A 14,358-nucleotide genomic window follows, 5' to 3' on the forward strand; every position below is an offset into this window, starting at 1 on the left:
ATACGTGCTCAGCGGAAATCAACAGCAGAGCTGTTCTATTTAATATGGAATGTTTTGCAGTATGATTTCAGCAGCTTTTAATCTTGTTTCTTCTTTTTCACTTTGCAGTAATTGGCGAAGCACTTGCTTTGCTTCATCGCGCAAGTCATTTTGTGTTTCTGGAAGTGATTCATGATACAAAATTTCGTGGATCACATTGTTGTGCTTTGTAATATCTGCAACAGTTCCGGGATAACGGAGAGAGCCTTTTAAGCTTTCAGGTAAATCTGAGCGCAGTATTGGCTTTTTATTGAAGAACCATTCGACTTTACGTTGGTGTGGATATCCTGAACCTGGTTTGTCCTCATCAAATGTTGGATTATAAATATATTCACTGACTACTTTACCGAAATAGACGTCCTTCTTATTATCATCAGGCACAATAATAAGATCATCTGGCTCCATTAAGTGAACAAGGATGTTCACATTTCCAATACCTTCTTCCCAGTGATGTCGCTTAAGAATAGAGCGAAGTTCACTGTATCCGTATTGGGAAAGGTCTTCACCAACAGGATAACCAACTGCTACAATATCATTTCGCAAAAAATCTTGCATATGGTTTGATCCATGTGGTAAAGGCCGAACAAGCCATACATTTTGTCTCTTCAAGGTGAGCACTCTCCCTAAAACAATATATTATTAATATGAAAATTCATATTAATAATAAGGAATGCTGCTGATATTGTCAATATGTGTCTTTAATTTATTTCCTCTATACAGTCAGGACTATTATTTTTTGCTGAATTTACTTTCGTAGAAACAGGATAAGCTGTCATCTCTTGGCTGTTATAAGGTATGAGATATTCCTTCAAGCTAGAAGGGTTAGTTTCAGAACGATTCAGCCATTTTGCTTCTTTATCTGTAGGTAAGATAACGGGCATTCGACTATGAAGTTCACTCATTAAATCATTCGGTTCAGTCGTTATAATTGTGCAGGAGTTTACTTGTTTTTCTGCTTGCTGCCACTTTGTCCACAGGCCTGCAAATGCGAATAAACCGCCATTCTTTAGCGTAATATAGTATGGTTGTTTCGTACTTCCTTCTTTTCTCCATTCATAAAACCCATCTGCAATTATTAAGCATCGCTTGTTAGCTAGAAGTGGTTTGAAGCTAGGCTTTGTATCGATTGATTCAGCACGTGCGTTAATCATTTTATTTCCAATGGAAGGATCCTTGCTCCACGAAGGAATAAGCCCCCAGCGGAGAAAGCCTGCGCGGTTATTCTTCCCATCATTAATAACAGTCAGAACATGTTCAGTTGGCGCAATATTGTAGCTTGCTGAAAGTGAGAGTTCATTGGCGTTTGCAATTTCAAATCGTTCAATAATTTGTTCTAAAGAATGAAATAATGTGAACCTTCCGCACATTAGGAATACCCTCCTCCAATTCATTAATGTTATTATACCGAAAATGTCCGCAGAGCTATGCTTAAAAAAGATTCATTAAGGGAAATAGTTACAAAGTATTGATTGAGCTTGATTGCTACATAAGAAGGAGGAGCACGGATGAAGCATTTTTCTTTATACCGCATTTATCGGATTGTGTGGATGGCAATCCGTTTCTTTCTGCAAGTGACATACTTCAAACGAACAAATCGCGGGGAGTGGACGAAAGACAAGGAAGAGAAATGGAATGAGCTTGTGAAAAAACAAGCTCAACAGTATAAACGAACAGCGCTTGCATTAGGAGGGCTGCTTATTAAGCTTGGTCAGTTTCTGTCTACAAGAGCGGATATGATGCCGAGAACATTTATACAAGAGCTTGAAGACTTGACTGATCATGTTCCTCCAGTCGGTTGGAAAGAAACAAAGAAAGTAATCGAAACAGAATGGGAAGGCGATTATACGACGATTCTCACAGAAATTTCAGATGAGCCTGTTGCCTCAGCCTCGATTGGTGAAGTGTACCAAGCTCGGCTTCATACAGGGGAATTAGTGGCTGTGAAAATCCGAAGACCTGGTATTGAGCAGATTATTCAAACAGATTTCAAGGCGATTCGGTTCGTTATGTGGCTTGCAAATCGTTTCACAAAAATGGGGAAACAAACTGATCTTCCTGCTCTCTATCGTGAAATAAAGCGGGTCATTAACAGTGAGTTGAATTTTCGTAAAGAAATGCAAAATGGTCAAGCTTTCAGGCGTAGGTTTGAGAAAGACCCAAGTGTAGAAATCCCAGATTATTATGAAGAGCTTTCAACGAGGCGTGTGCTTGTAATGGATTGGAAAGAAGGGAAGAAGATAACGGATACAGCTTATTTGGACAAACATCAATTAAATCGAAAAGAAGTAGCCGATCTTTTGTTACGCCTGTTTCTTCAGCAATTGTTAGAGGATGGCATTTTTCATGCTGACCCGCACGGTGGAAATATACTAGTTAAGCAGGACGGTACGATTGTACTGCTTGATTTCGGGATGATCGGAACAATTCAAGAAGCAGACCGCAAATCAGTCCAGAAAGCGGTTGAAGGTGTGGTGATGGAACGGTATGACCTTGTCGTTGATGCACTAGAAGATTTGCGCTTTTTGCTTCCGCATGCTGATCGGTCCATTCTTCAAGAGATGATTCGCCATATCGTAGAGGAATACCAAGAGATGAACTTTGCCCATGCCGACAGTAGGATGGTAGAACAACTAATGGAAGATATTATTCATGTCGTACAGAAAGAGCCACTCCAAATGCCAAGTGAATTTGCTTTTTTCGGTAAGGCCGTTTCTACTTTAATTGGCGTTATTTATGTGATTGAGCCAGAGGCAGATTTGTTCAATATGGTAAAGCCAGTGATTTCACAATGGGTGACCACTGGGACCGAGGACAAAGACAAATTGAATTGGCAAGGTGTCGTGGTGAAAGCAGGAAAAGCTTTCGTTCGCCTTCCGTATAAGCTGGATGACCTGCTTGAAGAACCTCGCCGGGAAAGGCAGCGTAAGCAAGCTGATGCAGAAAAGAAACGGATTCATGAGACGATGCTTTCGAAAAAGCGTGATGCTCTTATTTTTTTCCTAATTCCTTTTACCTTTCTTCATGTTGGCTTATTTTTTGAAAAGTGGCTTGTTATGTATTGGTTTGGCGGTATTTCATTATTTACATTTCTGAACTATCTACGTGCTTCCCATAAGGTGAAAAAAGAAGAATGAAGAAAACCCTATAAATACAGGAAAATCAGTTTAGTTTTAGGGTATTGTGGTAAAAAGTATGTATAGTCTTGTGACGAATAGTATATAGAAAGGGGAGAAAGTAAATGAACAAGCATATAAGACTTGGGGCTCTATTTGGCGTTATGCTAGCAATGGCTTTTCTATTTCCGCCAAGTATACAGGCTGCCCCTGCTTCTTTGGATGGAGGCGTTATTAAAGAGGGTAGAGCCTATTTACCGATGAGAGCCCTTTTTGAGTCAATGGGTGCAACAATCACATGGGATAATCAAACGAAAACAGCTACAGCTTATCTCAATAACGATGTTGTGAAGATGGGAATTGGGGAAGAGTATCTAGTTAAAAATGGAGAAAAAGAAACGATTGATGCAGCAGCTTTCATACATAATGGCCATACGATGATGCCATTGCGGGCTTCAGCGGAAGCATTTGGTGGTTATGTCTATTGGGATGGCGATAATCGAATCGCTGGTTATGAATTAGGTGAAAAAGAAGCAATTGTGAAGTTCGGAACAGCTAATGCTAATGAAGGTGAGCATGCAGTCATTAATGAAGGTTTCTTATCATCTTTAGAAGAAGGTTCATTCCAAACATGTCCTTTTTCAATGGAAAACCCTCCAACAAAAGGTGAAATTATTGCAAAATACGGTGAGCCTGTTGATAAGTACGAAGGGGGCGGCGGGTATGCAATGCTTCTTTCAGACGTTTCATGCTCTCCAACAGTAGCATATGTAAATGACGGTGACGATGACCCGATTACGGGAATTATGTATTATGAAATTCCAGATGGAATGACACCCTCAAAGTTTGTTGAGGTAGTAGGAGCACAGCCTGCTTCTGCCCAAACGACAAATCTCAATGATAATTTTGCAATGGTCTATTATAGTGCTGATTATGCATACAAAGCCATTGTTTCGGCACCTGGTCAAAATGAAACAATTCAAGGCATTTACATTAAAGAAAATTAAGAATAAGCGACTAAGCTTGGAGACCTCTAGTATGGTTTTCAAGCTTTTTTTGTGTGCAGGCGTTTTTCATGCTCAGAGTAAGCCCTAGGTGTTATAGTGGGAGGGCAGAATTGAAAAGACAGCAAGGAGGCCTTTATGAATACAGTCAAAGTTGGTTTAATTGGTTATGGTTTTTCAGGGAGAACGTTTCATGCGCCGCTTTTGAAGGATCTGGATGAATTTGATATAACAAAAGTTCTTTCTTCAAAGCCTGAGCTCGTGAAGCAAGATATAGGGAAAGCAGAAGTTGTTTCCGGAATAAATGAAATCGTTGAGGACCCTGAGATTGAACTAGTTGTAATTACGACACCAAACACTTTTCATTACGAAATGGCAAAACAAAGTATCTTACATAGAAAACATGTTGTTATTGAAAAGCCGATGGTTATTGAGCAGGAAGAGGCGAAAGAATTAATTGAGCTTGCGAAGAAACAACAAGTCATGTTAAGTGTTTATCACAATCGAAGGTGGGACAATGATTTTCTCACTATTAAGCAGGTAATTGAGAACGGTGAGCTAGGAAAAGTAATGTCTTATAAAGCACATTTTGACCGTTTTCGCCCACATGTACGCAAGCGTTGGAGGGAGCAGAAGGGCAGAGGTTCAGGGATGCTTTACGACCTCGGTTCCCACTTAATTGACCAAGCGCTTCATTTATTTGGGTCCCCGAACTTTGTTATGGCAGATGTGCTTGCACAGCGTGATGAAGGGGAGACGGATGATTATTTTCATATTATTCTTGGGTACGAACGTCTAAGAGTCATGCTACATTCTAGTTCATTTGTAAAAAGTGCTGGGCCGAAATTTGAAGTACACGGAACAAAAGGTAGCTTCATCAAATATGGGAGTGACAGTCAGGAAGCAGCTCTGAAAAAAGGCGAACTCCCATCAGATAAAAAAGAGTGGGGAGTAGATAAACCGGAGCATTATGGTCGTCTTATTCAAGAAAAAGCTGGAGAAGATGTGGAAAGAATAGTTGAAACAGTCCCTGGATATTATCCTGCTTATTATAAACAAGTGTATCAACACATTCGAAACAATCAGCCTGTACCGGTTTCAGCAGAAGATGGGTTACGAACAATTGAATTGATAGAAGCGGCGTTTAGAAGTAGTCAGGAGAAGAGAGCCGTTTATTTATAGAGAAGCTGTCATTTGGCAGCTTCTTTTTTTATGCGTTTTCAAAAACCTTCTTTACACAAAACCCCCTGAAAATTTTGAACAAAAAGACCTAGATAATAACCATTATTAGAAGTCATAATCCAGTAACATTCTTTTAACACTATTATCACATTTATTTCTATTAAATGACTTTTAATAGGTTTAAATAACCAGTATAATAAAACCATCAAAAGCAGGGGGTAGATGGGGATGGGAAGGCATATCATCATTTTTATACTACTTATAGGTTTCATTATGCCTACATACATTGGGGCTGAGAGTGCTTCTGTTATGGGAAATGAAAGTACAAATAGTGGGGTAGAAAGTCTTTATTCTAAGTATATAAATGTAAAAGATGTTGGTGCTAAAGGTAATGGCGAGCAAGATGATACTTATGCAATTGTGAAAGCCATTGAACAAATAGATTCAAACGGTGGAGGTACAGTTTATTTTCCAGCTGGAACCTATGTTGTAAATGGGAGTATTTCTGTAGAGCTAGATAACGATCTAACAATTTTATCAGATGAAAACGCTGTAATTGATGGGGAAAATTCAATTGCACGAACGTTAATTCGATTAGGTGGTTACCGGAAAGAAGCTGCACAATTAAGTAAAGATATTCTTAAAGGTAATACAGTTATTGAAGCAGGTTTGAACGTGACAGAAGCAGATTATGTGTTAATCACTTCGTCAGATAAGTTTAACCTTTCTCGTGATTATTATATTACTGGTGAACTAGCAAAAGTAAGTGCTGTAAGTGGAGGCAGTATTCAATTAGAGAAACCATTGTCTTCTTCATATATCGCCCGTTCTACGCAAGTTGTATTATTGCAAATGCCGAAAGTTATAGTTGATGGATTAGCAATTAAACGTAATTCTAATGACCAAGGTCTTGTAATTGAATATGCACATGATATTGAACTGAGAAATGTAAATGCAGATGGGGCAAGGGAACGAGCTTTAGCTGTTAATTATACGTATGGTGGTATAATCGAGCGAAATAAAACAACTGACTGTTTTTACCCAGGCACAGGGACAAGCTATGGCTTAGTACTAGCTTCTGCTGTTCGAGATGTGACGGTGCAAGACAATGAGCTTGTCTGTGGCCATCACGGTATGACACTAGGTGGTCAAGAACCTGTGCGGGATATACTTGTGCAAAATAATGTTTTTGACAGCTATCGTGGTGAGGAAAATAACTATCTCGGTTCTTTTAACACACACTCAAATGTTGAAAATATTACAATTCAAAATAACTTAATGCTTGCCGGTGCAAGTATCGGTGGGAAGAGCTTAACGTTTAAAGGGAATGAAGTTCATCACTTCAACCGTGATGATGCAACATTATTTGTGAAGCTGATTCAAGATATGGATGATTTAGTAATTGAAGATAATATTATGGAGTCAGAGGGGTACGGTATCCGGATAGAAGGATATATGAAGGATATTTTTGTGAAAAACATCCGTATTCAAAGAAATGAAATTAATGCCGTTCAATCTGGTATATGGATAAAACCACGTACGACCGATGATACAAACATCCATATTGGAAGACTCGAACTAAATGATAACTATGTGTTTGCGAAAGAAGGAATAGCCTTAGGTCTACGGGCGATGTCTAACACGCGTCTTGGTGTGAATGATATCATCGTTAACGGAGGAACGTATCATTCTGATTTGGAAAAAGCATTCTATACATTTACAGATGGCGACACAAACATCTCTGTTGATGGAGCAACGTTTGAAATTGGCAGCTTCAATGCAGGAGTTCAGTTTTTACAGGGTGGAAATGTCAATCTTATGAATGCTAACTTTGTCGGTTTGCATGAAAAAGGAGGCTGGACAAATAGTTTTCTTAACCTAAAATCTCTTAATGTCGAGAACAGTACCTTCGATAAATGGTCAACTATTTCTGGGGTAGACATTCGTGATGTAGGTACAAGTGATGTGCTTCTTATGAAAAATACGTATGCCAACACACCTACACGAAGAGTTTTTGCACCTAAATCAGTTAAAGCTGAAAAAATGAATGGAGTAGTCAAGGTTAATTGGGAAACCTATGTAGATTCTTACAAATATCTCGTAAAACGTGATGGAAAAGTGATTGGCAAGCACTTAACTGAACGGATGCTAGAAGATATCATTACGACAGATAACACCTCAACGTATGAGGTATATTCAATTGACCCAGCATATGGAGTGTTAAGCGACCCACTCTCTATTCAAGTAACTCGATAATATGAAGGGCTGTGTAGACATTTTGTCTCCACAGCCCTTTTGCATCTATCCATTTCGGCTGGTTTCGAGTCGCTCTAACACTCTCCGCTTACGATAAAGCATGTTGCCAGTTTCAGAAATGTCGTTAATCATTGAACGGTTTGTGAAAGCACCAAAGATAATCCCTGCGATTGGCACCATTTGCAATAACTTCTTCCAGCCAAATTGATCTCGATATGTATAGACGACTTCGCGCCAGCCTTGTAGTTGAGACATCATTTCTTTTGTTTCTTTTTTCTCTCCATAGTAAGCGGAAAGTTCGTTTAGAATAGATTGACGCCCAACAATATCAGCAGAAGCAAATTGCAAACATTTTACGATAAAGATTCGTTCACTTCGTTCGTTTGGGTCATAGCCGTGGGCAATGGCAATCTCCTGTAGTGTTTTTAACGTCATTCCTAAGAGAACTGGAATATCAATAGCAAGTGTAAATAGCCCGCCAACTCCTGTCGTAGCCCCTTGAACGGTCGCGACATTACGGCGGTTATTCTGAATGCTCTCCCCAACGGCTTTCATTACTTCCAACGGTAACTCTGATATTTGTTCATATGTTGTAATTTCTTTGTTCGACTCACCTGAAAGCTTCCTGAAAATCACTTTTTCTTGTGTTAAATATTGGCCGCCATTTTGAATGAAGTTACCGAGCTCATCAAGCATAACGCCAATTTTCCGTTGAATAAATTCTGGGGTGAAGCGGTCTAGCAGCTTGAAAGGAAGGCGACCTATCCGCTCCCAAATCCATAATTTCTTCTGGTCGCTTTCCCATTCTTCAATGGTTTTCAACTCACTTAATAAAATCTCTTTTGATTCACTCAAGTTATTTCGCTCACTTTCCTTTTTGAATGTAATACGTATTGAATGCGGAGATCGTTTCATTTAATCGTTTCCCTTTTCAATAGAAAGTAACGCATAAATTCTCACCTATAAAATTTCTTTCATTTATGATACGTTATGTTAAAAAAAGAGAGCTAGGGGAGTTTGTATGGTTTCAGTTTTGACGCGTTACGGGATACTGGGGGTAGGTGCTGTTATCCAAGGCTGTGCGATGGCCTTGTTTTTATTCCCGCATGCGATTTCTTCAGGAGGAGCGGCAGGGCTTAGCATTATCCTTCACCATTTGTTTCACGTGCCGTATGCAGTGACACTTTGGCTGTTAAATGCTGTTATGTTATTTGCAGCCGTAAAATGGCTTGGAAAAGGAAACGCGCTGCGGACTATTTATTGTGTGAGTGTGACTGCATTTGTTGTAAATGAGTTAAGTATGGAAAAACCTTTAGGTCATATTGCAATCGACCTTAGCTTAGGAGCGGTTGTGTTTGGGATTGGCATTGGTATCCTATTTCGGGGAGGCGCATCTTCTGGAGGAATGGATATCCTTGCGTTAATTATTTCAAAGGTAAAAGGCACAAGACCCGGCCGGACGCTTTTCTGGATTAATACAACGATTTTAATTGCGACAGGGCTTATTGTAGATTTGAGAGTTATTGGCTATGCACTAGCGTGTCAGTGGGTAAGTACGAGAATAATTGATTTCATCGACAAAATGCAGCATCCATTTAGTAAGCCTCTACAGGAAAGGGCAGGGCGATCAGCTTGACGACCGCCCTGTTTTTCTAAATTTTAACCCCTAATGCCGAAGCACTAATTTGTCTTGATAATAATTGTGGAGCTGTTAAATAGACAAAACCGTTGCCTTCTAATGTTTTGGCATAGCCGAGTGGTACGGTACGGCGGATAAGCTGGGCATACAGTTCGCTTTCAGTTAGCTTTCGTTCAAATTCTTTTTCAGACAGTTCCTTAACTAATGCAAGCGCACCAGATACGTGAGGGGTTGCCATTGAAGTGCCGCTTAGCTTGGCATATTTGCCGCCTGGAACAGTTGAAAGAATCTTTTCACCAGGTGCAACAACGTCAATTTGTCGATTTGAGTTTGTGAATTCAGAGGATTCGTGTTGAAGGCTAACGGCACCGACGGAAATGACTTCATTATAAGCGCCAGGATATGACAGCTCAGGTGTCTTCGGGTCTGCATCTCCTTCATTTCCTGCGGCACAGACAACTTGAATGTTGTTTTCAATTGCTTGTTTAATGGCTTTATAGAGTTCGGCTTGATTATCAGGACCGCCTAATGACATAGAAATAATATCGACCTTTTGCTCTGTTGCATATTTGATCGCTTCTGTAATCCATTCATAGCGACCAGAACCTTTTGCTCCCAACACTTTCAAGATAAGTAATTTTGCTTCAGGAGCCACACCGACAACACCTGCATCATTTTCAGAAGCGGCGATCGTTCCTGCGACATGTGTGCCGTGTCCATTATAATCCGTTACATTTTCTGAATCACCGTTATCATCTGAGGTGAAATTTCTTACATCTAGTATTCTGTCTTTTAAATCTGGATGGTTAACATCGCAGCCTGTATCGAGGACAGCGATTGTTATTCCTTTCCCGCGTGTTTCTTCCCAAAGCTGAGGGGCTTGAATCAACTCTACTCCGTTTGGAATTTCTTTAACGGTATCTAGCTGCTCTTCAATCTTATAAGGGATTAAGTGAATCAGATTCTCCATACGCAAACCCTCCTCTGTATAGTAAGCTCTGGTAAATATCAGAACTTTCGCTAAATTTTATCATACCGAACAGTAGGGGAACAGGTGCTTAAGTTTCAGGGTAGATCTGTTCAGTTGCTACGCGTGTTTCTTTTGAAATAGGCTGGACAGGGGATAGATAAGCATACTTTGAATGATGAGTGACAGCAGAACGGCTCCAAAGGTCAATGACATAATTGTTTCAGCGTCTGAGCCGCTTTCTGATTTCAAGCTTAACAATAACGCAACAGACATCGTTCCTTTAATGCCTGACCATGTGATTAACGAAATTGCCTTCCAATCAAATTTCTTCCGCCATGTTGGGAACAGCTTGATAATACCAGCAAGTACAAAGAAACGAATAATCAAGGAAATGACAAAGATGATAAGTACAAATCCCCACTGTTCTGAAACAAGGTAATTTGCTGCTTCTATACCGATTAATAGAAAGATAATTGCCAAGATACTTGGTTCAACCACTTCCCAAAAGCCATCCAAATATTCACGGTAGTCTGTTTCCTTAATGGTATGTCCAAATTCCCAAGAAAGCATAATGCCTGCAGAAACCGAGGCTAAGACCCCAGAGACACCAAGGTGCTCTGCTATATAAAAGCTTCCATAAGCTAGTACAATACTGAGCATCACTTGGTATTGACGGTGATGGGTAAAGTGAACAGCTTTACTAACGAACCAGCCAAAGGCCACACCGATAAAAATACCGCCAAGCGAAACAAGGATAAAATCAGTAAGAAATGAACTGACTGAGAAGGAATTGTCCTTCAGAAACATACCAGCAAATACAGTAAATAAGACAATGCTTGTACCGTCATTTACCATCGATTCGCCTTCAACGACATCTGCAATCGTCGGGTCCTTTGATGAGTTTTTTAAGATTGAGACAACTGAAACAGGGTCAGTTGGAGTTAGCATTGAAGCAATTAACATAGCTCCTACAAATGAAAGAGAGAGGAATGGCATGCTAATCCAGTAAATACTGATACCTAGTAGAAACGCCGTTAACATCAAACCCAATGTACTTAAAATCCCGATCAGTCCAATATTTTTTTTGAAATGAGAAAAAGGAAATTGATAGGCAGAAATAAACAAGAGAGCAGGTAAGAACCAATTAAAGATTAATTCTTTCGTTACATGTGCAGATGAAAAATAGGGAATAAAAGAAAGTCCAATCCCAATTAGGAGAAGAACCATTGGCACGGGAAAGTTCTTTTGCTTCTTGTCGATTGTGAAAATAATGTATCCAATAAATAAAAGGGCAATAACTTGATAAGAATGCATGGTTCGGGTTCGACCTCCATGTTTGCTTGTTTATGTTTCATTTCCCAATATTTGTGGACAATTAAACAAGTAAAACAGAGCTGCAAAGATGCAGCTCCGTTGTATACTTAATAAAAGAATGGATGGAAGAAGCCTCCGATTCCATAGAACGGAAACCGATAATGTCTAAAGCGGCGGAAGCGACGAGGATATCTTCCAAAAGGATAACCTCCATAACCACTGTAGCCGCCAAATCCTCCTAAACCACCAGCTCCAAAAGGAAATCCACCAAGTCCAAATTGCCGAGTGTCCTCCTCTACAAGCTCTTCTTCAGCTAGTTCGCGATTTTCTGGCTTCATTTCGCCACTTGGTACGAGCATATAAACATAATCACGGTCAACATCTTCAATAATCCCTTCGTACATTGTCCCATCATTCATCTGTACCATCATCATTTTCAACATATTCTTTTTACAATAATCATACATATTTGGTTGTTGTGCTTGGGGTGCCGTGTATTGTGTATAAGGCATCTGCATATTGTGCTGATTGTTATGCATATTTTTCCACCTCTCCTCAAGTTTCATTGTCAGCATATTCAATAGGCACAGTGGTGTGACAAATTTTAAAAAAGGGTTTTGGCGGAAAAAGTGTAAGTATTTATTATAGAAAACATTCGTGAGCTTTCCTGAACAGCCTTTAAAATGGAAATGTAGCTCAGCATTAACTAAACAAAGAGGAGTGGGAGAATTGAATTTAGAAAAAACGTTTCCTTTGAAACCGTTTACGATTGAGCGGGGTAAAATCGCAGAATTTGTACAGGCTATCGGTGATTCGAACCCCGTATATACGGATATTGAAACTGCAAGAGAAGAAGGATTCAGAGATATTCCTATCCCGCCGACATTTCCGACAGTCGTTGAAATGTGGGCAGGTATTGATTTTGAAACAATTATTGAAGAGTTAGATTTGAATTTATTGCGGGTGCTTCACGGGGAACAGTCTTATGAATATCTTCAAGATGTTTGTGCTGGTGACACGATTAGCGGAGTTGGTTATGTGACAGATGTAGTTGATAAGAAGCGGTTAACAATTGTTAAGCTGCAGATGGATTTTTTCAATCAAGCTGAAGAGAAGGTTCTGATTGGTCGCTCTATTGTCATTGAAACGAAGGAGGAGACAGAATGAAAGAGTTAAGCAGTATTGAAAAGCAAGCGATTACTCATACACAACTTGTGCAATATGCAGGTGCTTCAGGTGATTTTAATCCGATTCACACCGTGGTTCCTATAGCAAAGAAAGCAGGGTTTGATGATGTGATTGCACATGGCATGCTTGTAATGGGGTTTGCAGGACAAGCGTTAACCACTTGGTTTCCTAGAAAAAGTGTAAGGAATTTCTCTGTTCGATTTACGAAAATGACATCACCTGGTGAGAAGTTAACTGTGCATGGAAATGTAGTTGATCGTAAGCATGTAAATGGAGAGGAGCGGTTAGTTGGAGAAGTCATCGTTGAAAATGAATCTGGAGAGCAGAAGTTAAAAGGTTCGTTTGAAGTAGTGGATTAACCGAAGAAAACGCCGAATAAACCGGCGTTTGATAGACTAATCATTTTCTAAGAATGCGTTAACCACAATTAAAAATGCCTCTAAAATATTTTGTGATTCTGTAACGACGCGTTCAGCATTAGTGATTGTGAGCTCGTCTGAAAGCTGTTGTGCTGCTTCGTGGAGTGCTTTGTGAGGAAGTTCAATTGCCTTGTAGCCTGGTAGATGACGATGCTGTTGATAGTTATTATAATACCATTTTCCGAAGTTACACTCTGTATGGCTATTTAACCTTTGTCCTTTACCAGCTATTTGAATCGTATGATGTAGAAAATGAGCGTGGTCGATAAGACGAGCTGAAAGGATGCCGATAACTGATTCTTCTTCAATCACTCGGAAGCTTGAAGAAACGGTGGAAATGAGATTATCTTTTTCTGTTTCGATTAATTGTGAGAAGTCGCTAGTTTCAGCAAGCTCAGTCGCAATGGTAGACAGGTTTTCAATGGCAGTGGTGTTTTCTTGGGTAGCGTTCGAGATGTTATGAAGGGCGCTTGATGCTTCTTTAATCGTGTCTGTATTTTGGTCAATTTTTGTAGATAGCTCCAGTTGGCCTGTAAGAAATTGATCAAAATACGTTTTCACACCTAGGACATTATCTATGGTCAATTTGCTGGTTTTGTCCAGTTTCTTTGAGATGTGCTGGACTTCATTTAATGATTTCTTTGTATGATTTGCAAGTTTGCCAACTTCTTTTGCGACTACGTTAAAGCCTCTGCCATGTTCACCCGCACGAGCTGCTTCAATCATCGCGTTGAGTGAAAGTAGATTTGTTTGATCAGCAATCTCAGCCACACTTTTGTTAATGTAGTTAATATTATTAAGTTCTTCTTGTAAATGATGAATATGATGTTCACTGTCATATAAAAGCTCTTTCACTTCGTTGCCTACTTTTGATGTGGTGATAAGTTCATCCATAATGTGAACAGAGGTGTCTTTAATGCCTTGCATGCTGACATTTAATTCTTCAGTAGAGGAAGAAACGTCTTCCATAATAGCACTCATCTGTTCACTCATGGACGCAATTTCGGTTACTTTATCTGCAACATGTTGAATCTTAAGGGATGTCTGGAACGTGATTAAGTCAGTATGTGCTAACGTATACGAAAGAAGGGCTTGATTGAAGGTAGACAAGTCTTTGTATTGTCTTAATTGGTCTGATAATCGAATAATTTCCGCGTCGTTTTTTTCTTTCTGTGGCTCTTTTACCAAAACTTCTTTTTTTCTCTTATTAAGCATTCTCCACACCTCATTTTTA

14 protein-coding genes are annotated in these 14,358 nt (G+C 39.6%); 7 read left to right on the top strand and 7 right to left on the bottom strand.

Annotated features, from left to right (window positions below):
* Positions 1–39 precede the first annotated feature (39 nt).
* Together LC040_01640 and LC040_01645 are read right to left on the bottom strand one after the other, a co-directional pair.
* On the bottom strand, positions 40–648 hold the full coding sequence (locus tag LC040_01640) for a hypothetical protein (GenBank protein ID WLR51631.1): 609 nt from the start codon (positions 646–648) through the stop codon (positions 40–42).
* An 89-nt stretch (positions 649–737) separates the two neighbouring features.
* The gene (locus LC040_01645) at positions 738–1,406 is read right to left on the bottom strand and encodes an SOS response-associated peptidase (GenBank protein ID WLR51632.1); all 669 of its coding nucleotides are present in this window, start codon (positions 1,404–1,406) and stop codon (positions 738–740) included.
* A 138-nt stretch (positions 1,407–1,544) separates the two neighbouring features.
* Here LC040_01645 and LC040_01650 point away from each other — a divergent pair, with 138 nt between their 5' ends.
* From LC040_01650 to LC040_01665, 4 genes are all read left to right on the top strand, one after another.
* On the top strand, positions 1,545–3,173 hold the full coding sequence (locus tag LC040_01650; GenBank protein WLR51633.1) for an AarF/UbiB family protein: 1,629 nt from the start codon (positions 1,545–1,547) through the stop codon (positions 3,171–3,173).
* 104 nt (positions 3,174–3,277) lie between these two features.
* Positions 3,278–4,159: a copper amine oxidase N-terminal domain-containing protein gene (locus LC040_01655; protein WLR51634.1), complete on the top strand. Its 882-nt coding sequence runs from the start codon at positions 3,278–3,280 to the stop codon at positions 4,157–4,159.
* 135 nt (positions 4,160–4,294) lie between these two features.
* Positions 4,295–5,338, top strand: coding sequence for an oxidoreductase (locus LC040_01660; GenBank protein WLR51635.1), 1,044 nt, complete (start codon positions 4,295–4,297; stop codon positions 5,336–5,338).
* Positions 5,339–5,566: 228 nt separating this feature from the next.
* Positions 5,567–7,594, top strand: a complete 2,028-nt coding sequence (locus tag LC040_01665; protein WLR51636.1) for a glycoside hydrolase family 55 protein — start codon at positions 5,567–5,569, stop codon at positions 7,592–7,594.
* A 45-nt stretch (positions 7,595–7,639) separates the two neighbouring features.
* Here LC040_01665 and LC040_01670 read toward each other — a convergent pair whose 3' ends face one another.
* Positions 7,640–8,509: an EcsC family protein gene (locus LC040_01670; protein WLR51637.1), complete on the bottom strand. Its 870-nt coding sequence runs from the start codon at positions 8,507–8,509 to the stop codon at positions 7,640–7,642.
* A 106-nt stretch (positions 8,510–8,615) separates the two neighbouring features.
* On the opposite strand from LC040_01670, the gene LC040_01675 reads away from it, so the two are divergent.
* Positions 8,616–9,230 (top strand): YitT family protein, encoded by a 615-nt coding sequence (locus LC040_01675; GenBank protein WLR51638.1) that lies wholly within the window; start codon positions 8,616–8,618, stop codon positions 9,228–9,230.
* Between the two features lie 16 nt (positions 9,231–9,246).
* On the opposite strand, the gene LC040_01680 is transcribed toward LC040_01675, so the two are convergent.
* From LC040_01680 to LC040_01690, 3 genes are all read right to left on the bottom strand, one after another.
* Complete coding sequence (locus LC040_01680; protein WLR51639.1) at positions 9,247–10,203, bottom strand: S8 family peptidase; 957 nt, start codon at positions 10,201–10,203, stop codon at positions 9,247–9,249.
* 117 nt (positions 10,204–10,320) lie between these two features.
* The gene (locus LC040_01685; GenBank protein WLR51640.1) at positions 10,321–11,517 is read right to left on the bottom strand and encodes a sodium:proton antiporter; all 1,197 of its coding nucleotides are present in this window, start codon (positions 11,515–11,517) and stop codon (positions 10,321–10,323) included.
* Between the two features lie 107 nt (positions 11,518–11,624).
* Positions 11,625–12,056: a hypothetical protein gene (locus LC040_01690; GenBank protein WLR51641.1), complete on the bottom strand. Its 432-nt coding sequence runs from the start codon at positions 12,054–12,056 to the stop codon at positions 11,625–11,627.
* A gap of 190 nt (positions 12,057–12,246) precedes the next feature.
* Between LC040_01690 and LC040_01695 the strand changes: the two genes are divergently transcribed.
* Together LC040_01695 and LC040_01700 are read left to right on the top strand one after the other, a co-directional pair.
* Entirely contained in the window at positions 12,247–12,684 is a 438-nt protein-coding gene (locus tag LC040_01695; protein WLR51642.1) for a MaoC family dehydratase N-terminal domain-containing protein, read from the top strand.
* Positions 12,681–13,064: a MaoC/PaaZ C-terminal domain-containing protein gene (locus LC040_01700; GenBank protein ID WLR51643.1), complete on the top strand. Its 384-nt coding sequence runs from the start codon at positions 12,681–12,683 to the stop codon at positions 13,062–13,064. Before LC040_01695 ends, LC040_01700 begins: the two co-directional genes overlap by 4 nt.
* A gap of 36 nt (positions 13,065–13,100) precedes the next feature.
* Here the strand turns inward: LC040_01700 and LC040_01705 are convergent, their stop codons facing one another.
* On the bottom strand, positions 13,101–14,339 hold the full coding sequence (locus LC040_01705) for a methyl-accepting chemotaxis protein (GenBank protein ID WLR51644.1): 1,239 nt from the start codon (positions 14,337–14,339) through the stop codon (positions 13,101–13,103).
* Between the last annotated feature and the right edge of the window lie 19 nt (positions 14,340–14,358).

The organism is Bacillus tianshenii, from assembly GCA_020524525.2.
Taxonomy (GTDB): domain Bacteria; phylum Bacillota; class Bacilli; order Bacillales; family Bacillaceae_N; genus Bacillus_AV.

Coding starts and splice junctions, on each gene's coding strand:
- LC040_01700 (WLR51643.1), top strand. CDS start 12,681: ATGAAAGAGTTAAGCAGTATTGAAAAGCAAGCGATTACTCATACACAA.
- LC040_01675 (WLR51638.1), top strand. CDS start 8,616: ATGGTTTCAGTTTTGACGCGTTACGGGATACTGGGGGTAGGTGCTGTT.
- LC040_01705 (WLR51644.1), bottom strand. CDS start 14,339: ATGCTTAATAAGAGAAAAAAAGAAGTTTTGGTAAAAGAGCCACAGAAA.
- LC040_01660 (WLR51635.1), top strand. CDS start 4,295: ATGAATACAGTCAAAGTTGGTTTAATTGGTTATGGTTTTTCAGGGAGA.
- LC040_01670 (WLR51637.1), bottom strand. CDS start 8,509: ATGAAACGATCTCCGCATTCAATACGTATTACATTCAAAAAGGAAAGT.
- LC040_01645 (WLR51632.1), bottom strand. CDS start 1,406: ATGTGCGGAAGGTTCACATTATTTCATTCTTTAGAACAAATTATTGAA.
- LC040_01665 (WLR51636.1), top strand. CDS start 5,567: ATGGGAAGGCATATCATCATTTTTATACTACTTATAGGTTTCATTATG.
- LC040_01680 (WLR51639.1), bottom strand. CDS start 10,203: ATGGAGAATCTGATTCACTTAATCCCTTATAAGATTGAAGAGCAGCTA.
- LC040_01655 (WLR51634.1), top strand. CDS start 3,278: ATGAACAAGCATATAAGACTTGGGGCTCTATTTGGCGTTATGCTAGCA.
- LC040_01690 (WLR51641.1), bottom strand. CDS start 12,056: ATGCATAACAATCAGCACAATATGCAGATGCCTTATACACAATACACG.
- LC040_01685 (WLR51640.1), bottom strand. CDS start 11,517: ATGCATTCTTATCAAGTTATTGCCCTTTTATTTATTGGATACATTATT.
- LC040_01650 (WLR51633.1), top strand. CDS start 1,545: ATGAAGCATTTTTCTTTATACCGCATTTATCGGATTGTGTGGATGGCA.